At 68.1% G+C, this 24,250-nt stretch carries 18 protein-coding genes; 6 read left to right on the forward strand and 12 right to left on the reverse strand.

The window, feature by feature from the left end:
• Positions 1 to 15: 15 nt before the first annotated feature.
• Positions 16 to 1,182: a hypothetical protein gene (locus AB0I81_RS60225; protein ID WP_360678737.1), complete on the reverse strand. Its 1,167-nt coding sequence runs from the start codon at positions 1,180 to 1,182 to the stop codon at positions 16 to 18.
• A gap of 415 nt (positions 1,183 to 1,597) precedes the next feature.
• On the opposite strand from AB0I81_RS60225, the gene AB0I81_RS60230 reads away from it, so the two are divergent.
• On the forward strand, positions 1,598 to 2,275 hold the full coding sequence (locus AB0I81_RS60230; RefSeq protein WP_360678739.1) for a hypothetical protein: 678 nt from the start codon (positions 1,598 to 1,600) through the stop codon (positions 2,273 to 2,275).
• A gap of 714 nt (positions 2,276 to 2,989) precedes the next feature.
• On the opposite strand, the gene AB0I81_RS60235 is transcribed toward AB0I81_RS60230, so the two are convergent.
• Positions 2,990 to 4,531 carry an ATP-binding protein gene (locus AB0I81_RS60235; protein ID WP_360678741.1) on the reverse strand — a complete coding sequence of 514 codons (1,542 nt, stop codon included), beginning with the start codon at positions 4,529 to 4,531 and terminating at the stop codon, positions 2,990 to 2,992.
• Between the two features lie 268 nt (positions 4,532 to 4,799).
• Between AB0I81_RS60235 and AB0I81_RS60240 the strand changes: the two genes are divergently transcribed.
• Complete coding sequence (locus tag AB0I81_RS60240; RefSeq protein WP_360678743.1) at positions 4,800 to 5,192, forward strand: hypothetical protein; 393 nt, start codon at positions 4,800 to 4,802, stop codon at positions 5,190 to 5,192.
• 54 nt (positions 5,193 to 5,246) lie between these two features.
• Here the strand turns inward: AB0I81_RS60240 and AB0I81_RS60245 are convergent, their stop codons facing one another.
• A complete protein-coding gene (locus tag AB0I81_RS60245; RefSeq protein ID WP_360678745.1) occupies positions 5,247 to 6,998 on the reverse strand; it encodes a BTAD domain-containing putative transcriptional regulator in 1,752 nt (583 codons plus the stop codon).
• 261 nt (positions 6,999 to 7,259) lie between these two features.
• Between AB0I81_RS60245 and AB0I81_RS60250 the strand changes: the two genes are divergently transcribed.
• Both AB0I81_RS60250 and AB0I81_RS60255 read left to right on the forward strand, forming a co-directional pair.
• The gene (locus AB0I81_RS60250; RefSeq protein ID WP_360678747.1) at positions 7,260 to 8,261 is read left to right on the forward strand and encodes a LuxR C-terminal-related transcriptional regulator; all 1,002 of its coding nucleotides are present in this window, start codon (positions 7,260 to 7,262) and stop codon (positions 8,259 to 8,261) included.
• Positions 8,262 to 8,278: 17 nt separating this feature from the next.
• Complete coding sequence (locus AB0I81_RS60255; protein WP_360678749.1) at positions 8,279 to 10,111, forward strand: S9 family peptidase; 1,833 nt, start codon at positions 8,279 to 8,281, stop codon at positions 10,109 to 10,111.
• A gap of 186 nt (positions 10,112 to 10,297) precedes the next feature.
• Here the strand turns inward: AB0I81_RS60255 and AB0I81_RS60260 are convergent, their stop codons facing one another.
• The 8 genes from AB0I81_RS60260 to AB0I81_RS60295 form a co-directional block, all read right to left on the reverse strand.
• Positions 10,298 to 11,095 (reverse strand): hypothetical protein, encoded by a 798-nt coding sequence (locus AB0I81_RS60260; RefSeq protein WP_360678750.1) that lies wholly within the window; start codon positions 11,093 to 11,095, stop codon positions 10,298 to 10,300.
• Between the two features lie 1,031 nt (positions 11,096 to 12,126).
• A complete protein-coding gene (locus AB0I81_RS60265; protein WP_360678752.1) occupies positions 12,127 to 13,248 on the reverse strand; it encodes a hypothetical protein in 1,122 nt (373 codons plus the stop codon).
• 20 nt (positions 13,249 to 13,268) lie between these two features.
• Complete coding sequence (gene fxlM / locus AB0I81_RS60270) at positions 13,269 to 15,320, reverse strand: methyltransferase, FxLD system (RefSeq protein WP_360678755.1); 2,052 nt, start codon at positions 15,318 to 15,320, stop codon at positions 13,269 to 13,271.
• Positions 15,321 to 15,360: 40 nt separating this feature from the next.
• Positions 15,361 to 16,425: a lanthionine synthetase C family protein gene (locus AB0I81_RS60275; RefSeq protein WP_360678757.1), complete on the reverse strand. Its 1,065-nt coding sequence runs from the start codon at positions 16,423 to 16,425 to the stop codon at positions 15,361 to 15,363.
• Positions 16,422 to 18,458, reverse strand: a complete 2,037-nt coding sequence (locus AB0I81_RS60280) for a lantibiotic dehydratase family protein (protein ID WP_360678760.1) — start codon at positions 18,456 to 18,458, stop codon at positions 16,422 to 16,424. Before AB0I81_RS60280 ends, AB0I81_RS60275 begins: the two co-directional genes overlap by 4 nt.
• Before the next feature lie 76 nt (positions 18,459 to 18,534).
• Positions 18,535 to 18,936 (reverse strand): FxLD family lanthipeptide, encoded by a 402-nt coding sequence (locus tag AB0I81_RS60285; RefSeq protein ID WP_360678763.1) that lies wholly within the window; start codon positions 18,934 to 18,936, stop codon positions 18,535 to 18,537.
• 157 nt (positions 18,937 to 19,093) lie between these two features.
• Positions 19,094 to 19,444, reverse strand: a complete 351-nt coding sequence (locus tag AB0I81_RS60290) for a hypothetical protein (RefSeq protein WP_360678765.1) — start codon at positions 19,442 to 19,444, stop codon at positions 19,094 to 19,096.
• A 182-nt stretch (positions 19,445 to 19,626) separates the two neighbouring features.
• On the reverse strand, positions 19,627 to 20,424 hold the full coding sequence (locus AB0I81_RS60295) for a TauD/TfdA family dioxygenase (RefSeq protein WP_360678768.1): 798 nt from the start codon (positions 20,422 to 20,424) through the stop codon (positions 19,627 to 19,629).
• Positions 20,425 to 20,619: 195 nt separating this feature from the next.
• On the opposite strand from AB0I81_RS60295, the gene AB0I81_RS60300 reads away from it, so the two are divergent.
• On the forward strand, positions 20,620 to 21,000 hold the full coding sequence (locus AB0I81_RS60300) for an NUDIX domain-containing protein (protein ID WP_360678771.1): 381 nt from the start codon (positions 20,620 to 20,622) through the stop codon (positions 20,998 to 21,000).
• Positions 21,001 to 21,182: 182 nt separating this feature from the next.
• A complete protein-coding gene (locus AB0I81_RS60305) occupies positions 21,183 to 22,247 on the forward strand; it encodes a helix-turn-helix domain-containing protein (RefSeq protein WP_360678773.1) in 1,065 nt (354 codons plus the stop codon).
• A gap of 677 nt (positions 22,248 to 22,924) precedes the next feature.
• Here the strand turns inward: AB0I81_RS60305 and AB0I81_RS60310 are convergent.
• Positions 22,925 to 24,016 carry an integrase core domain-containing protein gene (locus tag AB0I81_RS60310; protein ID WP_360678776.1) on the reverse strand — a complete coding sequence of 364 codons (1,092 nt, stop codon included), beginning with the start codon at positions 24,014 to 24,016 and terminating at the stop codon, positions 22,925 to 22,927.
• Positions 24,017 to 24,250 lie beyond the last annotated feature (234 nt).

The raw sequence follows: 24,250 nt of genomic DNA on the forward strand, positions 1-24,250 counted from the left end.
CCGCCCGGCCCCGGCTCAACCGTCGTAGTTGCCATCCCCCGCGCTGCCCCCGGCGTCAGCGTGTGCTGACGCGCCGTGAGCGGGGTCGGTGGTGGGGGCGAGGGCGTAGCGGCGGGGCCGCTCACAGGACAGCACCGCGTCTCCGAGGTTGACCAGGCGGTCCAGGGCGTTGGCCACCGCACCGGACGAACGGTCCAGCGCCCGCCCGATCTCGTACGGGGTGAAGTCCTTGTCCGGGAACTCGAGCAGGTGCGCGTGCACCATGTCCCGCAGCACACCCGTCCGGACCCCGTTTCCCGTACCCGCGCCGCTTGCGGCACCCGGACGGGCCGCAGCCGGACGGGCCGGGGCGGTGGTGGTGCCGGTCAGCACCGCCCGCGCGTTCCGGTGTGCCGAGGCGGCCTTTGTCATGGCCATTTCCAGGCATCCCAACGCCATCACGGCATTCCCCTGATCCTTGGCCATGATCGCTCCGCTGAACAGATCCACCAGCTCTGTCAGTTCCGCCCGAACGCATGCCCATGCCGGATCATCGGTCACCGGCTTCGCCTCGGACGGGGCGGAGCTAGGAGCTGCGGCGGATTCGCCATCCGCTCGATGCGGCACCTCGCCGGTCGTCCCATCGGCGCTCAGCCCCTCAGGTTCGCGGTTCTCTTCGCCCGTCAGGACTTCCTCGTCGATCAGCTCGTCCGCCGGGGGAAGGTCGGCGGCGGTGAACACCTCCTCATCTGCTGCGCTCTCGGTGTCGGCGTCCGAAGTGGTCGGCTCGTCGGGCGTGACATCCGTCGGGGCCGAGGCGTCGGCGGTCGGCACGGGGGTGTCGACCGTGATCGGGAACCATCGGTCAGCGGCGCGGCCCCGCGTCTGACCGTCGTTCACCCCCGGTTCCCGGCGGGCCTGCCCTTCGGTCTCGAGCTGGTTGAGGATCTTGCCCGCGACCATCCGGCTCAGCCCGGCCGCCGCCCCGATCACCGTGGCCGACGAACCCGGCTCGGCGTTCAGCGCCGCCCACACCGCCGCCACACGCCCGTCCGCGTCCGGGGTGTTGTCGGTGTCCGGGGCTGCGGCGTCGGGGCCGTCAGGGGCCGTCACAGGCCCGGTATCGGAAGGAATGGTGACGGCGGTTTCCGCGTCAGCGGGGGCGGTGTCGGTAGCGGTCATTTCCGCGATGTGAATAGCCATTTCGTGACGCCCTTTCCGGTCGCTATACCGGCCCCGTCCGGGCCGGTGCTTTTCGTTTGCGTCACGACCATCCCTCGCCCATAACGCGGACAGCAAGTCGACCGGCCAACAAATTTAGTCACCGCAACGGCTGGAGAGGCTGCCCTAACAAAACCAACCGCCGATCTGCGAAAACACCTCATGAGAAACTTCCGCGATCAGCTTGACATTCGATCCGCGTCCAGCTCTTCACCTATTGCAATGGACGACGGCGAACGATGCCCGAATGCCGGAATGCGATACGAAAGAATCTGTGAGATGAATGCGCATCCCGGTTGACAAACATACGGGGATCGAGCGTCCATTGAATTAGGCGGCAAACACCGCCGACACGGCACCCGGAATAACCCGCCGGGGAAATCGAAAGGCACACCGCATGACACGCGCCAACCGCCGCACCGCCACCCGCCGCCGCATGGTCAGCCCCGGACACGCCCGCGCGCTAGCCAACTACGGCCCCGGATGGGCGATCATGTGGGACGACCGCCACGGGCAACCCGTCATCGTCCGCCCCGAACGCGGCGACGACGGCAGCCTCCTCGAAATCTGCACCTACGAGGAGATGTTCACCCTCGGAGGCGATTGCGACCCCGGCGAAGACGCCTCCACTTGCCCGGCATGCACGCCGGGCGCACCGCCCGACTTCTACATGATCGCCACCCACATGACCGACATTCTCGGCGACTACTACCACGACCGCGCCGACATCGCCGCGTACATGCCCCTCACGCTGCCTTACACCCGCGCCCTGACTCAACACGGCTACCAACGCCGCATGCAGGGCAACCGGTACTACCGCAACGAAGTCCGGCAACACGACACCTTCAACCAGCTGTACCGCTCGCCTGACCACCACCTCGTCCGACTGATCATCGCGCTGACCCCCGCCCCCGCGCCGCTCACGATCGAATGGACCTACCTTGGCCGCACCGGCCCCGATGACACCTATCCCGTCACCGACATCCCTGCTGACACCCCGCCCGCCGACGTCGCCGAACTGATCGCCACCCACGTCGCCATTCATCCCCCGCCCCCACCGCGCCGGACGACATGAACACACCTGAGGGAACCTACACACCCGCCACCGCGTAACCCCGCCCCTGGACAACCCACCGGCCCTGGCACCGCCCTACGGCGGCACCGGGGTCGTAGGCGTCCCCGGGCCGGTCAGCCAACTGTCAGCGACCGCGACCGCGCCATCCCCCGCATCCCCCCGACGGCGCACCGGCCCACACCACACCCGTCACACGCTCCACAAACTGGCCGGCTCGCGGCCAAGCCGCGAGCCGGCCAGGGGGCTGGTAGTCGAAGGAGCCATGGGATACAAGGTGAGCGGGGCCAGCCGCAGCACGGTCAGCCACTTCACACACGCGCACACATATTCAAAGGACTCGTCCTTAGACGAGTCGGGCCGCCCAGCGCACTGTCCGAAACCGGGAAGACCTGCGAAAACACCATCTGCGCGGGGTAGCGGCCTTAATCGCGCAAGGGAACGCTACCCCTATTTCCGGTGGGGAGATCTGCCCCCATCTGACACAACCTCGCTATCGCCCATACCTTCATAGCGCGCCCGGATGACCGAGGCCGACAGGCCGTCTCCGTCCGGTCGCAGGAGCCGGTTCGCCTCGCTTCCGACGCGGAGTAAACCCCTACCGGTCCTGTCGTTCAGTATCGCTCGCCGCCGGACAGCGAACCGGTATGAACGCCCACCTGCACCCCAGGCGTCAAGCCCGCGCCCCCGGCCCATCACGCGCGGGCACATCAACGCTCAGGCGGCAACAGCAGCGGGCAGCATCGCTGCGGCAGGCTTCGACCGGACCCGGCGGTGGCCATGTCCACCCCCTGGCTCGTCCCGGCCAGTCGTGCGAGCCTGTTTCCCGACCTGCGCCGCTGAACACGAACGGTCCCGACGCTTGCCCCACGGCCACAACGACCACCCGTACGGCCGCCGACCCGCTCGCGCCACGTCAGCGGCAGCAATCGCCCACGTGCCCGTCCCCGACCGTTCGGCGGTCAACGCCCCCGGCAGCGGCGCAACCACCGCCGTCGTGCCGCTCAGCCCCGTACCGGCGCCCCCACCACCACCGATACCCGCCGTACATGTCGAACCCGATCCCGGCGACCCGCTAACCCCCACCCACCTCGCATCAGATCCCATCACCAACAGCTCGGCCACCATCGGCAGCACCGAGCCGGACTCTGACGCCTCGTCCTCGACCAGGCCCGGTACAGCCGATCCGCACCCTGGCAACAGCGCGGTCACGTCCGGTTTTACTGGGACGGAGGGCAAGGCCTGGCGGAGTTCCTGCGGCCCAGCCGCACTGATCACCGCCTGCTTGCCGCGCATCGCGATCCACCGACACCGCACCACCAGAAAGGCCCAGCCCGGCCAGTCCTCTCGCAGCCCGGCCAGGGCCTGCCGTGCCCACGGCTCCTGGCCGAACGCCGACACCTGGCTCGCCGCCTGCCCCCGTACGTCCTCCGCAAGCACTCGGAAGGGGCCAGACCAACAACCGCTTTCCCCGCAATCCGGGCAGAGTGCGTTGCCCGCTCCACCCGCCCCCACCGTCCGGCCACCCGCTTCCTCGTTGGCGGTTCCTTCACAGCCCACCGGCGACAAGCCGCTACGGGCAACGAGGCGTCCTGCTGCCTCGGTGAGCGTCCCGGAGGCCATCGGCATCGCCTCGAACCCACCGCCCGGCTCCGACTCTTCCGCACCAGCACCGGCCACAGCACCCGCTTCTGCCGCCGAGGCCGCCGCAATCACCTCCTCGGGGAGGGCCAGCTCGACCCACACCGCATGCCCGGTATTCGCATCGCCCGCCACCCCGAACCGGACCGCCAGCGCAGCCACCCCGGCCAGCCCCCGCCCATGCTCGGCCAGGTCCAGCACCGAACCCGGTGTCCGGGAGAAGTCCGGAACTGAACCCCCGCCCAGGTCGTACACCACGATCCGGGCCACGCCCGCGCCGCGCAGCACCTCCACCACGAAGAACCCCCGTGCCTGTCCCGAACACGAGTGCTGCAGCGCGTTGGCGATCAGCTCGGCCGTCACCCACTCTGCGTCGTGTCTCCGGCCGGTGTCCGCCAGCAAGCGGCCCACCATGCGGCGCGCAGGGGCCGACTGATCGTCGCGTCCCGGGAATGCCTGGCGCCAGGCCATGCCGCCCCATACCGGCCGGGATCGGAAGGTCGACATCACCAGTCCTGGCGCCAGATCTGGGAACTCCTCGCCACGCGGCTGCCCGTGCGTCCGCGGCATGAGGAGTCGGCTCGGCTCGCCTGAGAAGTGCTGCGTACGGTTATCCATGCTGGCTGGCCCCTTCCGGTCACGATCCCGGCACGTCCGGGAGCGACCAGCACGATCACTCACCTCCCCGCCCGAATCACATCCCCAACCCGCGATCCCACGTCTACCCCGCCCCGATCTGTGGCCATGCCCCGAACCACCCGACGACGGCTCACGTGGCCGCCCGATCGACCACCCCACGCCGAGACTGGAGTCCCTCACCAGAGCCCGCCTACCGTTCCCCGGATCACGCGACGCCCGCGTGCTATAGGAAAGGGGACGTCGACCCATGTCCGGAATCGGATACCAGACGCTGCTCGACTGCCGCCGCCGCAGCCGCTACCTGCGCCAGCACGGCTTCACCATCGACCAGATCGCCACCATCCTCGCCCTCGATCATCCCGCCACCCCACTCCGCCTCTACCGCCACGCCGCCGGCCTCACCGCAACCCAGACGGTCAACGCCTTCCACCGGCTCGCCGACACCGCCGGAGCGGGACTGCGCGAATCCCGCCTCTATGACTACGAGAACTGGCCGACGACGGGCCGCCGCCCCTCCCTCTACGCCCTGCACCTCTTGGCCCGCATCTACGGCACCCGACCTGCCTGCTTGCTCACTGCCGCCATGCTGGCCACCTATGCTCCGCGCGACCGGGACGCGCTACGCCGAACAGACGCATGACCCCGCCGGGCCAGTGCCCGCCCGTCGCCCGGTTTCGCCCGCAGGACCGGCTGGTCAACGCACCAACCGCTCATACACCTGCCGCGCCTGCGGACTCGGCACCGCGTCGATCTCCGCCAACCGCTCCCTCAACAACTCGAACGAACGCCGCACCGCGGGCAGGCGCCCGAGTTCGCCTTGAACCGACATCAGCAGACACCACAACGTCTCGCTGTACGGATCGATGCACTCGACCGCCAACCGCAGCACGTCCACCGCCCGCCCTGGATCATCGGCCCGCACCAGCTCGGCCATCCGCTCAGCGGCATCCGCCGCCTGCCGTTGAGCGGCCTGCCGCAACGGCAGCACCCACAGATCATCGCGCCCAGCCAGCAGCGGCCCCCGATACAGGACCAGCGCCTCTTGCAACGCCGCCACCCGCACAGCGTCCTCGTCCGCGATCGAGGCCCGCTTGCACGCGTCCTCGAACCGCCAGAAGTCCGCATCGAACGATGCCGCCGGCAGCACCCGCCGCTCCCCGGACTTGAGCACGAACCGTACGCCGGCCGCACAACCCATCGCCTGCCGCAGCGCCCGGTTGATCTCCCGCACCGCCGAATCCAACCGGCGCCCGGCAACCTCCCCTGGCCACAGCGTCTCGGCAATCCCCTCCGCCGAAACCCCGTCCCGTGACACCGCAAGCAGCGCCAACAACTCCCGGGCCTCGGCACGACCGAAACAGACCTCGGCCCCGCCATAAGACAGCCGCGGCACCCCCAGCACCTCGACCTTCGCCTTACCCGCCGCCGCTACGAAACCCGACCCCAATTTGACCGAAGGGCTTGATACGAGGGGCACCTCAGCCTCTGAAATCGCCGGGCGAAAGCCGGGCTGGTCGGGCTGGGACGGGGTCGCCGCCATGTGCTCACCGCGGTCGCGCTTGGCAACCGACTCCGCCATCCCGCAGGTGACCGTAGGCGCCTGCACCCCAGCGGATGACAGGACAACCGCCGGGCATGCTTCGATTTCCTCTTCGTTGCGGCCATCGATACCGCGTGGACCAGCAGCACCTCCAGGCAGACGCGCAGCAAACGAGCTCGCGCCGGCCTGCGTCGACCAAGGCCGCAGCCGACCGATAAGCGCAGTCGTCAGGACCATGAGCATGAGCCCGAATGCCAACGCGCCACTCAGCGGCCCCATCACCTCAGACCGAGACCGCGCCCGCGGTCTAACCGCCGCGACCAGATCGGGCGCAGGAGAACCCGCTGCGGGCACAGGAAACGGTGTCGAGGTCGAGGCCAAGGGCGCTTCCGATGGAGCTGGTGATGGGGGAACCGTCTTGGACGATGGCTTCCTACCGTCCTTGTGCGGGTGTTGCTGACGGTGGGCCCTTGTCTGACGATCTCGGATCAGAGCCCGAGCCCGGCCAGTTTCGCCGCTGCTCTGAACAAGCGGTCGCCGTTCGGAATCCCGCCTGCGAACTTGGGCTGGGTCGGCCTTAGGCTGCTTCACTGTCGAAATCGCATCGCGTGGCTTCGACACCTTCTGCGGTTCAGAAGTGAGCGTGGTATATGCCGGATTGCGCTGCGGCCGCGCCAGATACTTCAGCAGATCCGAAAGGGCCGGCATTCGACCTTCCACCAGGTCGCCATACACCAACGCGCACACCTTCTTAATGTCGTACACCTGCTGTGGTACCTGACCCACGGCAGGACAGTAAGGCGCTGCATCGACCGCACTGGCTGGTGAGTTCGCGGCCCACACCACCGACGCCGCAACCACTGCGCCCAGCTTCTTCACCACGTCCCCGACGAGCTGCCGCCGCATAGTGCCTCCCTGCCGCTCTTGAGCCTTCGCACTGATCAGACCGTGCGAGGCCTCGCAGCAGGGGTGGTGAAACCCTCCACGGCACCTACTGACCGAGGAGGCGGAGTCCAGGACGGCGAGAACCCCTACAACAGCGGGCCTCCTGCGCAGAGCACGCGATCGTGAGAAGTCACCATCGCGCGGAACCACCCATCACCCGACACGACAAGAAGGGCAGTCACAGAGAGCGTCGCCACCATTACTCTCTGATCGGAGGTGGCGGTGGACGGACAGGATCAGGTCAAAGCGCAGCGCCTTTTGGAAGGCGTCGTCCCGGATGAGATTTTCGTGTCGTACTCCATACTGCTCACGGAGGGCGGCTGCCCGGAGGACGACGCCGCGTCCTTGCTGGGAAGCAAGGAGCACGTCACCGAACTGACGGCTCGCGGGATGGCGCATCGCCGACCGGACGGCCCCGCGATGCCGCCGCGTCTCGTGCCTGCTCCCCCAGAACTCGCGCTGCAGGGCGTCCTGACGGATCTTTCACGCCGTCTCGTCAGTGATCAGGAGCGGCTGCTGGCAGGACACAAGCGACTGAGCGAGTTCCACCAGACGCCGACCGCGGCATCCTCGAACTCGGCGATGGACCGCCTCGTGCATATCGTCACTGACCGAGACGAGATCAGTTCCCTGTCCTACGCCCTCATCAACGCCGCGCGGCACGACTGGCTCACGCTGGATAACTACGTCCTGGAGGCGCCCGTCGAGGACTCCACCGGGTACGTACCGCTACCGGTCTTCGAGGGCCAGGTGCAATGCCGGGCGATCTACGAGACCCGCTGCGCAGAGCACCCGATCGGCGCCAAGACGATCGAGGCCGCGGTCGAAGCCGGAGAGCAGGCGCGGCTGCTGCCCCGCATCGGAATGAAGATGAAGCTCGCCGACGAGACAGTGGCGCTTGTTCCCTTGACACCGACCGGCATGGGAGGGGCGCTGCTGGTGCGCTCGCCCGTCATCGTGGGAGCGCTGCGGGAGTACTTCGAGCTGCTCTGGGAGAAGGCGATCCCATTTGGCAGCGCGAAGGCCGCCGCGCCCCTCACGCCCGCGCAGTTGCAGGTGCTCAAGCTGCTTAACCAGGGACTGTCCGACGAGGCGATCGCCCGGCGGATGGACATCAGCGTCAACACCATGCGCCGACATTGGACCGCGATCCGCGATGAACTCGGCGTGGAGACCCGCTTCGCCGCCGGAGCCGCAGCCGTACGCCGCAGCTGGATCGACTGAACCCGAAAGGTCTTGCCATGCCCGAATACTTGGACTTTGTTCCCCAGCAACGCTTCCAGCCCACCCTCTCGTTGTCTCCGGACGGTCAGCTAGTGGCCTATTCCAGCCACGTCTCCGGGCACTACGACCTGTGGGTGGTTCCCGTCGTCGGTGGCGAGCCGCGTCGCGTGGCCGGCTTCGACGACCGCACCGTCCGCCAGATCGCCTGGACACCCTGCGGCGAGCGGCTGGTGTTCACCGCCGACGAGAACGGAGACGAGCAGTTCCGCCTCTACCTCGTCGCCTCGGATGGCAGTGGCCTGACCGAGGTCAGCTCCGGTCCGAACTGTCAGCGTGTCCTGGCCACCTCGCCGTTCGACCCGACTGGACGTTTCCTGGCCTACACAGCCAACGACCGCGACCCCGCCGCCCAGGACCTCATCGTCCACGACCTGCAGACCGGCGAGCTTCGCCGGTTCACGCCCCCTGACGGGGTCGCCTTCGAGGCCGTCAGCCTCTCCCCTGACGGCCGCTGGCTGCTGGCGACCGGGTTCCGGTCCAACACCGACATCGCCGTTTACCTCACCGATCTGAGCGACCCGGACACCGAGCCGGTCTGCCTGACGTCCGCTTTGGGCGAGGGTGTCTTCGAGCCCGGCGTCTGGGCGCCGGACGCCAGCGGCTTCCACCTGCTCACTGACCACTGGAGCGAGTTCACCGCCGCCGCCTTCTACGACCTCGCAGCCCGTTCCCTGCAGGCCATCGCGCGCCCGAACTGGGATGTCGAGGTCCTCGACGCCGCCACGGGAGTCCGCATCTGGTCCGTCAACGAGGGCGGCAGCTCCCGCCTGCACGCCGACCGCAACGGCAGCCCCATCCCGCTGCCCGCCATCCCGCCCGGCGTCATCTCCGCGCTATCCCTGGCGCCCGACGCCTCCTTCGCGATCATCCTGATCAATTCCGCGGCCCGGCCGGCGGAGATAGCGGTCGTGAACCTGGCCCGGCACGAGTTCCATTACCTCACCGACACCCGCCCCCCGGCCCTGCACGTCATCGACCCGGTCGCCCCCGAGCTGATCACTTACCCGGCTCGCGACGGACGCGACGTCCATGCTCTGCTCTACCGCCCGGACGGCCCCGGCCCGCACCCGGTGCTGCTGTTCATCCACGGCGGCCCGGAATCCCAGGAGCGCCCCATCTACGCCCGCTCCGGCCTCTACCAGCATCTTCTCCATCAGGGCATCGCCATCCTGGCCCCCAACTTCGCCGGCTCCACCGGCTACGGCACCGCCCACCAGAAGCTCATCTACTGCGACTGGGGCGGCATCGACCTCGACGACCTGGATCACGCCGTCCAATACCTGCACACCCTCGACTGGATCGACCCGAACCGCCTGGCCGTCATGGGATCCTCCTACGGCGGCTTCGCCGCTCTGTCCTGCCTGGCCCGCCTCCCCTACCCCTGGGCTGCGGGCGTCTCCATGTGCGGTCCGAGCAACCTGCTCACCCTGGCGAAGGCGTCCCCTCCCACCTGGAAGACCTTCGTCGCCACTGTGCTCGGCGACCCCGACACCCGCGCCGAACACCTCCTACAGCGCAGCCCCGTCACCTACGCCGACAACATCACCGCTCCTCTGTTCGTTCTGCAGGGAGCCCATGATCCACGTGTGCCTCAGGCCGAATCCGACCAGATCGTCGCCCGACTGCGTGAACGCGGTGTCCAGGTCCGCTACGACATCTATCCCGATGAAGGACACGGCTTCACCAACCGTGCCAACGAGCTGACCGCGTACGAAGCCATCAGCGCGTTCCTCCACACCCATCTGATCGCCACCACTGCCGACCGGCCCGAGCCACTCCAGGTGGGCTGAGAATCCCACTTAGATCTGGTGCCCACCCACAGGACCGGACGAGCACCACCGAGAGCCCATCCCACACGATGTAGCCGGACGAGCGGGGGACCGTGCGGCCCGGGACCGCCCGGCTCGGAAGCGATCGAGCCGGCGCCCGCACCCGCACGCCAGGGCCTCCAGAAGGACCGGTTCCTGGAGGAGTGGCTATGCGGGGTGCAGAAGCTCCTTGCGCCTGGTCAGCAGTTGGGAGCGCTCGGCCACCAACTGGGCGTGGTGCGCCTTCAGGTACGCCCTGGTCTCGCGCACCCACTGCGCCAGCTTCTGCACCTCGGCCCGGGTCTTCTCGATGCGCTGATGCTTGAGCACGTCGAAGATGATGTTGTCGAAGAAGGCGTCCACGAACCAGCTCGTGTCCACCTTGGGCATCACCAGCCGGACCGCGATCCCGGTGTCGGCCAGCTCGCGGGCGAACACGTCCAGAGCCCGCTGCGCATGCCAGGCGGCCTTGTCGGCACTGGCCAGCTTGTCGTGCTCGAAGGCGTCGAACAGCGCCCCGCCGCCGAACACGTCGAAGGTGGAGGCGTTCCTGGCGGAATCGAGGAAGCGCAGCACGACGCCGAGCGCCTCGTCCGCACCCTGCCCCGCCTGCCGGGCCTCCTCACACTCGCGCACCTCGGTGCTCACCCGGTCGAGCACGGAGCCGAGATCGGCCAGCTCACGGGCGCGTGGCTCGTCACTGCGGAGGAGCTGCTGCTCCTTCTCGGCCAGCAACCCGGCATACTCCCGAGACGCGGGGTCGAGCACGGCCAGCTCGGCGGCCGCCGCCCTGGCATCGGCTTCGAGCTGCGTAAGCCGGGCGCGGTGACCGTCCACACGTTCCCTGGCCACCACCGCCTCGGCACGCTCGCGCGCCAGCCGCTCGTCGCGGTTGCCCAGCATGCGGGCCAGGACGGCAGACAGCCCACCCTCCAGCCGGGAGACGTCCCGCTCCTCCTCGGCCAACTCGAACTCCAGGTTCTCCAGACCGCTGCGGACGCCGTCGATCTGTTACGCGATGGTCGCACGCAGGCGCCGGACATGCTCGGCGCGGTGCATTCTGGCGGCCGCCTCGCGCAGCCGTTCGTCAAGCTCCGGGAAGAGGGTCACACCATGACGACGAACGGGCCGAACCGGACGTTCCGTACAGCTCGCGAGCCTGCGCGCTGACCGCCGGGCCAACGTGCTTAATGACCATCGGAGTGTTTGTCGCTGCCCTGCACGTGCCTCGCTACTGCCAGAAGCCTCGATCGAGGTCCTTCCGTGGACGTCCTGGAATGCCAACGCTATGAATCATCAATGCAAGATCAAAAACCCGCTGCCACCCGAAGGACCGCAGCTACGCTACGCACCGTAACGATCGAGAGGTGCCGGGGAGCCGAAGATGCCCGAACAGGTTGAACGACCGCGTGCACGAGCGCGCACCAAAAGTGTGCTGGCGGCGGGCGGAGTCGCCGCCGTCCTAGCTGCCGCGATAGCCCTGGGAGGTGCTGGGGTGTTCGATGGCCGACAGGACTCTGCACCTCGCTCCGTAGGCGCTCTGCCGAACATGCCCGGCGATCAAGCTTCCGCGCATGCCGCCCCGCCGCACGGGTCGAACGTCACATCCGGCGCCACCATTTCCTCGCACCGGCGAACCGGTGAAACGGATGAGGGCAGCGACGGCGCTAAAGGGCCGAACGCGGCCAGGAACCGAAGGCACGTCGATGAGCCGCCCGCGCACCACGAACTCCGACAGCCACCAGCGATGACGATCTCTGCTGCTGACCATCGCCCTTCCCGGCCGAAACCTCGACCAAAGCGCGCCCCTGGCCACCCGCGTTCTGAACACCCGACGTCGCCCGGACGCGGTGGGATGCCATCGCTGTTGGAGATGCAGTGCGACGAGATGTTCCCCGCTCACAAGCGGGAGTTTCGAGTGCGCAACATCGCCTGCCATAGTCTTCTAGGTTCTTGAACCTGGCGGCATCCGAGTACCCGAAAGCCAACAGATTGCATCATGTGTTCCCGGAGCCGTCCTGGCTGAGCAGCGCCTGCAGCCGGTTTTCGGCGTGATTCACAGCCGCGGCCAGAGCGTACTCGTGCATCTGAGGGAGACGCCCGACTCCGAGTCCCGCAGCGGTGATCACGGCGCTGAGGTTGTGCTGCTGTTGGTCGGTCATGTGGGAGCGCATCTCCTGATGGCCGAGGATGTCGCGGGCGGCGTAGGCGTCGGTGGAAGCCACCTCGACAAGCGCTGCGCCCAGACGGGAGGCGGATGATGACGATGGGTTGGTGGTCAGGTCGAGCGCGGTCAGGCCGAGTCGGGCCCGGAAAGCCGCCGTCATCGGTTCGTGCTGGCTAATCAGCGGCAGTGCCTTCTTGGCGACATGATCCAGTTCTTCCGGTGACGTGGTGGTGCCGGGTGGGCGGCAGGCGATGCGCAGCAGCGCCGCGACGGTGTGCTCCCACGGTTCCGCGGGAACGGTGGCGTCGATCATGGCGGCGGCCTCGTCAGGGAGTTCCTGTTCCATCAGTGCCATGATTTTGAGTTGGCGTCCGTCGAGGAGCCGTTCGCCGATGCCGCGGTGGGCGGCCATGGCGTCGGCGGCTTCGCTCCAGCGGCCTTGTTGAGCGAGGGCTCGGGCCCCGTCGATGAGCAGGGCTATCCACAGCTCCGTGCAGACAGCGCGGTGACTGTCATGGCTGTCGATCAGGGGAGATAGATCGACGTCGTGGCCGTGGACCATGGTGGAGCCGCGCTGTTGGGCGGCGCGGTAGAGCGGGTCGAGCACCTCGTAGGCAGCTTTGCCGTCGCCTTCGCGGATCAGCAACCGGGCGATGTTGATCAGCGGCATCAATGACATGACCGCGATCTCCTGGTCGAGGCTGCCGCTCTCGGCGAAGATCTTGTGCTGTTTCCAGCACAGGTCTGCGGCCAGGTCGGGCAGTCCGGCGTCGGAGGCGATGAGCGCGGAGATGTTGAGGACCCCGCAGGCGCGGGCCACCAGGTCGTGGTGTTCGGCGCCTGCGGGTTCGATGGTCAGCGCGGTGAGATCGGCGATGCGCGCCGCCAGGGGCTTGCCAGGCGGTTTGGTACGGCAGACCAGCGGGATGCGGGCGGCGATCGTGGGGTTCATCACGACGCTTCTCGTCCCTTCTACGGCCAGTCGATGACGAGCCGGCTGGCGGGCTTGTCGATGACGAAGCGCGGGTCGGCCGCCTTGAGCTGGTCACGGTTGTCGCCGGTGGCCATGCGAAAGCCGGGGGCGGGAGCGTGGTTTCCGTAGTCTCGGTCCCACTCCTCGATCGCGGTGGCGACCTGCTCGGCGAGGACGGCGGCGCGTGGACCGTGGCCGACGACGCCGATGGCCCAGAAGCGTCCTTCGGTATCGGTTCCTTCGCGAATGGTCAGGTAGGCCAGACTGTCGCCGTCGAGCGCGGCCATCGAACCCCACGCGAAGTGCGGGGTGAACCCGGCGCGCTGGCCGGGCATCCGCGACAGTCCGTTCGGCAGGACGCACGCCAGCCACAGATAGACCCACTGCCACGGGTCGCCTTGCCGGAACTTCACCCCGGTATAGACCGGGCGGGCGGGAGTGTCCAGGATGGTCCGCATCGCCTCGCGGTCGACGTCCTGCTCGCTGAAGGTCTCCAGGTGGACATCGCCTTTCCCAGCGATCTGTACGCGCGTGTAGATGTCGTCGCAGATGCCCTTGCGTAGCGGCACGAAGGTCGCCATCTCACACGACACGGTCTTCCAGATGTCGCCGTCGCGTTCGAAGGCGAAGCTCCGGGAGATGCTGCCGCGGATGCGCATCGGGATGACCAGGCGCCCGTCAGGGGCGAGCTGGTCGAGCACCATGGTGGGGATGTCGCCGGCACCCACAGTGAACTGGATGCGGTCGAAGGGAGCATGCTCCGGCAGTCCGGCCGCGCCGTCGCCGAGCACGGCGGTCACGTTCTCGGCTCCGGCGGTTGCCAGGTGCGTGCGAGCGGTGTCCACAAGGTCGGTGTCCACGTCGATCGTCCACACGTGGCCGGTGGGAGTGACCAGGTGGCCGAGGAGTGCGGCGTTGTAGCCGGTGGCTGCCCCGGCCTCCAGGATGTTGTGGCCGGGGCGGACGCCTACCTGCTCCAGTTGGGTGGCGACGATGGACGGCGCGGAGATGCAGGAGATCATCTCGCCGTCGGTGTCGTGCTTGATCGGCACGGCGTCGTCGACGTAAGCGGCCTTGACCTCGGCGTCGGGGATGAATGTGTGGCGCTCGACCGCGCGGAAGGCGTCGATGATCTCTGGGGTGCGCAGGTGACCGGAGTCGATGTACCTGGCCACCATGGCCTCGCGCAGCTTAGTTGGGTCGACAGTGGTGCTGATGGCGGTCTCCGTCCTGGTGAAGGCGAGGGGTGTTGGTGAGGGCCGGCTGGTAGACACGGATGCCGGTTCGGTGTCTCCGAAGGCGGCCTGCCAGCCGAGCCACGCCACAGCGGCTTGCTCGTCCGCCGTCGTGTTGTTCCGGTTGAACGTGAAAATCGCGTGGTGGGCGAGGACGGCGCGCAGACCGCGCTTCAGATGCCCCGCCTTGGCGAGGCGGGCAAGGCGGCGGCCGGCGTCCTCGAACGCGGTCACGCGCTCGACCCAGCCCTGTTCCGGGTGGGGCCGCTTGGCGGCGTCGGTGTTCATGAGGAGCCGCATCGCGGTGATCGCCGCCGCGCGGCGGGTCTCGGCGGGCGGGTCGATCGGCGGGCGCAGGTCACCGATCTTCGCCCACACGTCACCGACCTCGAACGGGTCGAGCCCAGCCGCCCGGTACATCGAGGACAGCAGCAGGATGCACCGCTCTCTGCTGTCGGGGTTGCCGGTCTCGGCCAGCGCGGCGGGGCTGTCGGCGCAGAACACCGCGTGGGCGATGGCCATGCCCTGCGGACCGCCGAATGCGTCGGTCTCGGCCTCGTAGATCCCGCCGACCCACCCGGCCGCTACCTCGTCGGCGACGAGCTGGTCGAGCAGAACGGTGATGGGGCGGTCTGTGCGCAGCCGCAGCCCTCCCTCCTTGCGCAGGAAGTGAAAGCTCCGTCCGATTCCGATCAGTGCGGCCGACAGCTTGGTCGCCGCCTCGGGGCTCACCCCGGCATTGCCGGGGAAGCGGATTGTGGCCTGCCACCATTCAGGCTCGGCCGGTGGGGCGAGATTGTCCTCGTACCTGTCCATGTCGTCGGTGTTGCTCCTGCTCGGTATAGGTACGGCGGGGTCAGTGGATCAACAAGGCGCGGGTCCAGCCGGTGGCGTTGGAGCCGTCCAGCGCCAGTTGCGCCCCGGCGGCTCCTTCCAGGAACCCTGGCTTGGGCAGATCGTTGATCCCTGCGGCCAGTTGCCTGCGGGCGTGCTGGATGCTCGTCGTGTACTGGCCGGGGGCGGCGCTGTCGGCGGCGAGGGCGGTGGTAACGGTCAGGATTCCGGCCCAGCCATGGCAGAGGGAGGCATCGCTTACCCGGTCGAGACGTTCAGCGTCAGTAAGAGCCGCCAGGGCGATGTCCTCAGCCTTCTGCGCACGGGCAGGATCGCCGAGCGCGAGCGCGGCCAACTGCAGGGCGCGGGCGATCCCCAGGTCTCCGTAGCACCAGGACGGCCGCAGCGACGGCACCTGCGCGGGCTCGCCGGTGGTGAGCTGGTCGAGCGTGATCCAGTAGGAGCTGCCGAATTGCTCCAGCCAGGTCGCGAATGTGGTGATGGCGCTGCTCTGGCCATCGACGCGGATGCCTCTGCGGGCGGCCAGGGACAGCAGCGACAGCGGTCCGGCGATGCCGTGCGCGATGCCGTTGTTGCCGTGGCCGTCGGGGACGTCCACCTCGTGTGTGGGGCTGTCCGGCGACCACCACCCGGGCAGCATCCGGCCGTCGGCTTCGACCGGGCACGCCAGCGACACCAGGTGGCTCAGGATGTCTTCGAGCAGCGGTGCGGGGCCGGGGCGGGCCAGCAGGAGCACGCCCAGCCCGGTCAGTCCGCGGATGAGGTCGAATTCAGCGAGGGTCGGCAGGTGCCGGGCCAGCCGTCGCCGGCGGGCGGCGGCCAGGCGGGCGGCCACGACGCGGTCGACCCCTGCCTGTACCTCGGAGTCGATGCGCCCGGCACGGCCGAGAACGAACTCCAGGGCCGGGGCTCCGTGATACAGGCTGGCGTTGGAGCCGGTACTGACGCCACCGGCGACCGCCTCCTGCAGCAGGGGGCGCGCGGCGGCGAGGTCGGCGCGCTCGATGTGGAGCAGCGCCGCTCCGAGCGCGCCCTCGGCCAGGGCCTGCGTCGCGACGGCGCTCATTGCCTCGACTCCAGGGAGACGACAAGGCTGTGCGCCCGCCCTCCGATCCACCCATCGGCGTCCAGCGGTGGCGCCTCGAACAACACCGCGACCGGCGTTGCGCCCAGGTGGGCGCGCAGCAGGTCCACGTCCATCTCCCGCGTCAGGTCCAGCGGCAGATGCTGGTCATCGACGGCCAGGAGCACCCGCTCAGGCACGCCGGCCCTGCCGCGCCAGGCATGAAGTCGCTCGGTCCACTTCTCTGAATGCGCCGTACGTTCGGGCAGCATCCGGGCGCGTAGCTGCCAGCGGGCGGCCACCAGGACGGTGCGCCGATAGTGCAGGGCCGGGGTGAACGGCAACGTCCACGCGGCGCCCCAGTCGAACCACGTCACCTGCGCGGTGGCGGCGCGGCTGATCTCCGCCAGGAACCGGACCAGCGGCGGCGTGTAGTTGTTCCAGAGGAAGTTGATCGCGGTGGGCGCCAGCAGCTCAAGGCGCTCCCCGGTCGCGGCCACCGCCAGATACAGGTGGTGACCACGGGCGCCGACGACCAGATCGCGCGGATGCAGCACGTCCTCTTGCACGCCGTCTCGGTACTCACCGACGCTGACCAGCTTCGGCACGACGTGTGGTGCCCGCGTCAGCAGGTCGGCCTCGGCCCGGGTGGGGTGGAACGACAACTGCGCCCGCGCCGCGCCAGGCGCGACGGTGGGCAGAGCGGCATACCCAGCGGCCAGGTCCGGGAGCAGATGCCAGAACCGTCCGGACATGGCGCCGGCCGCGCGGGAGACGGTATGGATGCGCAGCCGGAAGTCACCCGCATCGAGAGCGGCGATCGAGCGAGCCTGCACCTGGGCGCACAGCTCGAAGTGAGGCGCGGGCGTGAGGTCGGTGAACGGCTCGGCCGCGGCGACTTCCAGCTCCTCGACCGTCACTTCGGACAAGATCACCGCCCGATGACCCTCCACGGCAGCCGTCCCGGCGAGGTCCAGCAGCAGCCGGTCACGGCGCGACATCGGCCTCGGCGGCTCCGACAGCAGGCCGAACCCATCCGGCAGCCCCAATCCGCGGACGGGGTCGGTGAGCTGCTCCACGGGCACCTCGGTCCCTTCACCGAAGCGGTCGACGAACCGTTCGGCGTAGCGCCGCCAGGCGGGAGTACCGGCGGGATGGGTGGCGAGCCGGGCCAGCACGGTCGCCGCGGTCTCCAGCTCGACCGCCACCGTTTCAGGCAGCCGTACTTCGGCGTCCAACCGCACGTCCACCGCGGTGCGCGCGCACGTGGCGAGGAGCGCGGGCGGCAGGACGGCGGCCGGGTCGGTGACGGTGGCGCTGGCACGTAGCCGGGAGCGCAGCAGTCGCGTACGCAGCAGCTCAGTGACCAGCTCGGCCCGGCGACAGGGTTCGACGTCCGGGAACTCGGCGGCCAGCTTTCCCAGCAAGGCCGCATGCGGAATCGGCGATCCGGCCGCCTGCAGCACCATCTCTACCGCCGGCGTCGAGGCCAGGGTGAACTCGTCCGCGCCCTCTGCTGGGACATGGATGCGGCCGTTGCGCACGCGGGCGAGGTTGTTGTCGCACACCTCGATGTCGGCCATCCGTTCCCCGCCGGTCTCCCAGGCGGTGATGGCTGAGTCCAGGGCTGCGGGGTCGGGCCGGGCGATGGCCTCGTGCGCATCCCCGATGCGTACGAGGGACGTGTCCCCGAACTCGACCAGGGCGACACCGGCGAACAGGCCGAACGGTGTGGAGCGGTGCGCGTAACGCAGGGCGTAGCGGGCGACGGCGAGCGCGGCGCGGCGGGCCCGGCGGGGGTTGTCCACCTGCCCGTCGAGCACGGCCCCGATCTGGCGGGCCAGATCCGGGCTGGCGTTGGTGACCGCCTGCCGGAAGGGCTCGTCCGCCCACACCGGGGACAACCACGACCGCCACTGCTCGATCGAGCAGCCAGGCTTCGGCCAATTCGGAAGGGCAGGTGGAGCGAGATGCACCGTGGCGCGCAGCATCCCGGTGCCGACGCGCCGGTACCGTCTGATCCGCGTCCGCGTCATCGTGTTCACTCCGTTTCTGTTCACCATCCGGGTGGAAGGCCCGGGTCCGGTCGAGCGGAGACCCGGGCCGACGGGGTTATGACGTGGTGCAGGCGCTCGGGCAGGAGCTCCCGCACGTATCGCCAGTGCCGCACCTAAGCGACGTGTTGGCCGCCGGGGTGTTCTCCGCGAGCTTGATGTCGAGGTTGAACGGGTCGAACGATGCGTCCGCGCCGGCGGCGGTGTTCACCTGTTCGGCGCCCTGCTCGATGGTCGAAGTGGTCATGGGTTCCTGCTCCTGTCCTGCGTTGGTGTTTCTTGCTGCGAGGGGTCGGCTGTGCTGTCCGCTTGGGGGAAGGAAGGGGTCGGGCTCCGGTGTTTCTCGGCGGCGTAGGTGCTCAGCGTTGTGCGCCTCGGCGAGAGCGATGTAGATGTCGAGGGCATGGCGGTAACGGCCACGCCCGGTCTCTTCGTAGCCGTTCTCCGTAGAACGCAGCACGAAGAACCTCGCGCCCTCGCAACCCCACTCGTATCGGCCGCAGCACGAGGTGTGCGACACCCGAAGCGTGCCGCCGGACGGCCTGTATGGTGCCCACGCGAACTTGGGCAGCTGTTCCTGGCCATCGTCTGCTCTCTCCATGCGTTCCGGATCCTGGTCACCCGCGCCGGGGCGTGAAGGACCGCTGCGCGACCTGCCGGTGCGCGCCGACTTCTACTACTGAGAACCCGGACACTTCGACGGCCGATGAGGGCCTGGCCACGAAGGGTGGGAGGGAACCGCGCTGCCAGTCCGGTGGCGCAACGCGGCTCATGAGCTGCCATAACTCATCTGGCGTGCCCGCCCGCAGGACGATGCCGTGATCGCATTCGCCCATATAGATCGCCACGAAACGACGCCAGTAGGGCGAGTACATCAACAGGAACAGCCCACAGGCGCGTTGCTGGAGGTCCATAACCTGTCTCTCGGCCGCCGCATCAGCGGCGGCACCGCCCTGCCCGTCAGGCAAGGCCTCCTCCCCCGGCCGAGTAGGCCGCCGGTTGCGCCGTCCAGAGGTCGTCCAGGTAGGACCACCATCTGCGCCCTGAAGGCGCCAGCGGGCAGACAGTGAGCCTCCGCACGCCGCCCACACGGCGGACACCACTTGGAGAAGGCGGTGCGTGCCTGCCCAGCGAGCCGCCACGGAGATCGTCATGGACGATTCCACGCGCCAGAAGACGCTCCCACCACGGCAAGAGACTCCGGCACGAATCCAGAGGGCAGCACACAGCTGGGTACCGGATCGCCGAGGATCCGGTACATCAGACGAGTTCCTCGAAACTCGCGGCGCCCGTGCAACGTTCGCCAGTTGTCCAGCAGATAGCCCTGTCCTGGCCGTAGCGGCAGTTGCTGCTCGTGCCTGCTGATCGCGGCGCGTAGCACCGGAACGGCCTCATCAACGGGCTCGGTGAAATGCTCCAGACCGTCAAGCCGGAGCCGAACCGTCACGCGGCCATCCACCGTCGGCTCGAACACCGACCCCCAATAGCCAGGGTCGCCGAATCGGACCGTTCCAGGCCGTCTCAGCCGCTGCAAGAAACCGGGCGCACGAGCGGCCAGGTCGGCATAGACGGCGGCCCCGTCCACAACACAGGACTCGCCCCCGGACTCGGCAGGTTGGACGCACACCAGCATCACCAGCCTGGGCGGCCGGGCCAGCGCGGAAGCGTCCGTGTGAGGATCAAGCTCTCTGGTTCCGAATCCGGCGAAGCCGAGACGGTCTGCCACGGAACCCCGATCGGCGATCATCGTGACACCGTCCGCCCCAGCGTCCCGGTGCTCCCGCGTGGTCAGCAGTCGCGACGCGAGATCGACCACCGACCGCCGGTCGTGAACCCCGTCGAAGGTGACCAGGCCATCGCGCGCCAACATCGCGGCGGTCCGCTCCAGCCCATCGCTGCTCGCCAGGCTCACGTAGCGGCTGGCGAAAGCCTCATGGTCCACCGTCATTCACCTCTGATAGCTGCCGGGGCGGGGGTTGTCGGCTCCCAGCGTCCGGTAGACCGTGCGCATTGGACAAGTGACAGATTGTCAACCCTCGGAACCCCGGTCAGCAGCGATCGACCGTGTTAGGTTCCAGGCACAGCCATCCACGCAGAGAGGCCGCTGCCGATGAACTACCGCCCCCACACCTTTCCTGTGTCGGTGAAGGGCGTGATCGTCCGCGATGGCAAGGTGCTGCTGCTGCGCAACGAACGAGATGAATGGGAACTGCCCGGCGGCAAACTCGAGCTCGGCGAGGACCCTCCGGCCCGCCTGGAGCGCGAGATCAGCGAGGAAGCCGGCTGGGATGCGCAGATCGGGCCGATCCTGGACTCCTGGCAGTACCACATCCGCGACGGCGTCGACGTGCTGATCGTGACGTACGGCGCCACCGTGACCACCGACAAGCCGCCGGTGCTCAGCCACGAGCACAAACAGGTGGGCCTGTTCGCCGAACACGAGGTGGAGAACCTGCCGATGCCGCAAGGCTACAAGCGCTCGATCGCCGAGTGGTTCTCCAGGCTGCGTGACCCAGTGAGGTAGAGCACATGCTCTGTGCCGCATGCGCGACAACCGTCGACGACGGCTGGAACGCCTCCCAGCTCTGCCCCGCCTGTCACGTCATCAGCGGCGCCCCACTGCCCAGCCGCGCCTCCGCCGGCTCACCGATCTGGCTGTGGACGTCTCCATCCGCGGGCCCTGCCCTGGCCTCCGGCAACCTGGCAGTGATCATCAAGGCGTACCGGCGCACCGCCCAGGTCACTCAGTCCACTCTTGCTGCAGCGCTGGGTTACGACACGACCTATATCTCGATGCTCGAAAACGGGCGGCGGGCCATCACGGACGTGCCTACCCTTCGACGGCTGGCCCACTACATGGGACTGCCCCCACACGTCCTCGGCGTCACCGACCCCACAGACGCCGACTTCATCTCCATGATCAAGTTCGGTGAGTCCACCATCCGCCTGGCCTCCATCGCCCGCGAGTCAGGACACAGCGCCGAGGCCATCAACGAACTGTGGCCCCTCGTCTGGCGACTCGAAGCACGGCTCCTCGAAGGGCACGCCGACCATGCCGCCGCGCGACTCCTCGGGCAAGCCCGCGCCATGCTCGGTGTCGCCCTCGGCGACGTCCTACCCGAGGAAAGCCTCGCCTCCGCCGCGCGCTGGACCGGCCGCGCCCTCCTCATCGCCCACCGCCTCGACGACGTCGCCCTTCTCACCCGCGCCCTACGCGTCCACGGCAACGAACTACGCAAGATCGGAAAGAAGCCAGCAGCCGCCGCTCACCTCCAACGAGCCCGCGACATCGCTCCAGCCTCCGAACGCGGCGCAGTCCTCATCCCCCTGGCCCGTACACTCGCCGAACTCGGCAACGTCGAATACTTCGACACCACGATCACCGACCTGCAACGCTTCGTGGACTCCCACCACGGCACACCCCTGGTCAACGCCTTCGTGGTACGAGAAGTCCGCCTGCGGGGCTTGCTCGCCACAGGCCGTCTACAGGACGCGACACGTCTTGCAGAAGCGGACACACCAGATGCGGCCGGGGTCGCGCCGCAATGGCAGACGATCGAACGCGTCACCGTCGCCGAAGTCTTCCGCGCCACGGGCGACAAGGCCGCAGCCTCCCACGTGCTTCTGCAGTCGATCGCGACCGCGGAGAGCACACGGCTTCCCCATCAAATCCAACGCGCCATGCGAGCCGCACGAGGCGCCCTGCCAGAAGTCGAGGAGGCCGGCGCAGCCGCACTCCAACGCCTCTATCTCACGCTGCCAGCGGCTTGACATGCGCCAACCTCTCCCAACATGGGCTGGGACATCGTCATCGTCGTCCCCTCCGTCCAGCCAGAGCCGTGCCACGGCGGATGGGGGCACCTTCAGCGGCACATCCGCGAGACTCTGGCATGTTAGGGACCGGCGCCCAGGAAGTATTCGATGATGCGTATCGGCGTGACCGGCCGTCGAGATCGAGAAGCATGCGACAGCGCTTCGTGCGTCCGCCCCCGGCCACTAGACGCTCGAGCACCCGCGCGGTGAACTGCGCGTCCGGCATCGCCCGATCACGACAGGCGGGCGGCTCGATACACAGATAGCGCATCAGATCGTCCAGTCGGTGCGACGCCAGCTCAAGGTAAAGCGCGTTCCGGCCGTACGCTGTCCAGCAGTGGAACAGCAGGCAGGACGAGGCAGTGCCACCGTTGGTGGGCGATGAGTCCGATCGCGGTGGCTGCTTCGGCCGCAGTGCTCCAAAGTGGTTCCATCCCGTGCGACTCTGCGAGACGGAGCTCGCCGAGGCTGCTGCTTGAATCACGTTGCTCCGTTTTGTCACCTTCTCGGGCTACGGTACGGGTGGGCCTCACGTTCCCCGCTGCCTCCTGCGTACGTAGGAGGCTGAGGTACGCCAAAATGGGCTCCATGGCGCCTCGCCAACGGTGCAGGTGCCGATTATTCATCCGTCCAGGTCAAGCTACACGTGTGTATTCCCTGAGGACGCCGCCGAGTCGATCATGTCGGCGGATATCGAGGCTCGTGATCTCGACCGGGATGTTGCTTGGCTCGGGCAGGGGTCGGAGCGGCGCTGCCTGTCTGAGGGTCCGGTGTGGTCGATGTTCGTTGTAAAACGTCTCGAACTCTCGCAGTGCGTGAAGTAGATGAGGCTGGTTCCAGATCAGGGTGCGGTCCAGCAGTTCGCGGCGGCAGGTCTGGATCCAGCGCTCCATGATGGAGTTCATGCGCGGGATGCGGATACCTGTGGTGACGACCTGTATTGCGGCGTCGGTCAGCACGGCATCGAAAGAGGCGGTGAACTTGGCGTCGCGGTCACGGATGAGGAACCTAGCGCAGGTGCCCGCCTCGTTCAGGTCCATGAGGAGGTTGCGGCCGAGTTGGGTGACCCACTGACCGGTGGGGTGGGCGCTGGCGCCAAGGATGCGGATGCGGCGGGTGGCATGCTCGATGACGGCGAAGACGTAGAGTCGCGCCCCGGTCAAGGTGCGGACCTCGAAGAAGTCACACGCCAAGAGTGCGTCGGCTTGGTCGCGCAGGAAGTCGGCCCAGCCGGCGTGGGAGCGTTGCGGGGACGGAGCGATACCGTGCTCTTTCAAGATCTCCCACACGGTGGAGGCGGCGATCCTGATACCGAGTGCGGCCAGTTCGCCGTGGATACGCCGGTAGCCCCAGGAGGGGTTCTCCCGTGCGAGCCGCAACACCAGAGCCCGAATGGATCGGATGGTGCGCGGACGCCCCGGCCGCCGAGGTGCGCTGGCCGCCGCGTGCCGGCGCCTGAGGAGGTCGCGATGCCAGTGCATGAGAGTGTCCGGGCGGACCAGCATCACCAGCTGCCGCAGCTTGTCCATCGGCAGATGATGGAGCAGGCCTGACAGCAGTAATCGGTCCTCCGGAGTGAATATAGGTTTGGGCACCTGCCGCTGTAGAACCATCAGCTGATGCCGGAGCGCCAGGATCTCGATCTCCTTGTCACGATCGGCCATCGGTAGGAGCCGCATGAACGAGAAAGTGTTCGTGACAGCGAGGTAGGCCAGGCGCAGAAGCACGATAGATCATCATGCCGTTTCCGGTGTAACCCCGCGACCCCCAGACGCGAACTGCATGATCACTCGAGAGCGCCGCGACCTGCACGGATGAATTCTCGGCACCCGCACAGTTGGCCCGACGAGGATGATGAGCAGGATCTGGTGCCCTCATCGGCTTCCAACCGACACACGCCGTGAGGGTCGTGGCCAAGCATCACGCGATGAGTTATGAAGCAGTGCACCTCATCTGCAACC

Source organism: Nonomuraea sp. NPDC050404 (genome assembly GCF_040655495.1).
Lineage (GTDB): Bacteria > Actinomycetota > Actinomycetes > Streptosporangiales > Streptosporangiaceae > Nonomuraea.

What these genes read in the sequence shown, in the direction of transcription:
- AB0I81_RS60225 (WP_360678737.1), bottom strand. Translation starts at nt 1,182, where the DNA reads ATGGCTATTCACATCGCGGAAATGACCGCTACCGACACCGCCCCCGCT.
- AB0I81_RS60230 (WP_360678739.1), top strand. Translation starts at nt 1,598, where the DNA reads ATGACACGCGCCAACCGCCGCACCGCCACCCGCCGCCGCATGGTCAGC.
- AB0I81_RS60235 (WP_360678741.1), bottom strand. Translation starts at nt 4,531, where the DNA reads ATGGATAACCGTACGCAGCACTTCTCAGGCGAGCCGAGCCGACTCCTC.
- AB0I81_RS60240 (WP_360678743.1), top strand. Translation starts at nt 4,800, where the DNA reads ATGTCCGGAATCGGATACCAGACGCTGCTCGACTGCCGCCGCCGCAGC.
- AB0I81_RS60245 (WP_360678745.1), bottom strand. Translation starts at nt 6,998, where the DNA reads ATGCGGCGGCAGCTCGTCGGGGACGTGGTGAAGAAGCTGGGCGCAGTG.
- AB0I81_RS60255 (WP_360678749.1), top strand. Translation starts at nt 8,279, where the DNA reads ATGCCCGAATACTTGGACTTTGTTCCCCAGCAACGCTTCCAGCCCACC.
- AB0I81_RS60265 (WP_360678752.1), bottom strand. Translation starts at nt 13,248, where the DNA reads ATGAACCCCACGATCGCCGCCCGCATCCCGCTGGTCTGCCGTACCAAA.
- fxlM (WP_360678755.1), bottom strand. Translation starts at nt 15,320, where the DNA reads ATGGACAGGTACGAGGACAATCTCGCCCCACCGGCCGAGCCTGAATGG.
- AB0I81_RS60275 (WP_360678757.1), bottom strand. Translation starts at nt 16,425, where the DNA reads ATGAGCGCCGTCGCGACGCAGGCCCTGGCCGAGGGCGCGCTCGGAGCG.
- AB0I81_RS60280 (WP_360678760.1), bottom strand. Translation starts at nt 18,458, where the DNA reads ATGACGCGGACGCGGATCAGACGGTACCGGCGCGTCGGCACCGGGATG.
- AB0I81_RS60295 (WP_360678768.1), bottom strand. Translation starts at nt 20,424, where the DNA reads ATGACGGTGGACCATGAGGCTTTCGCCAGCCGCTACGTGAGCCTGGCG.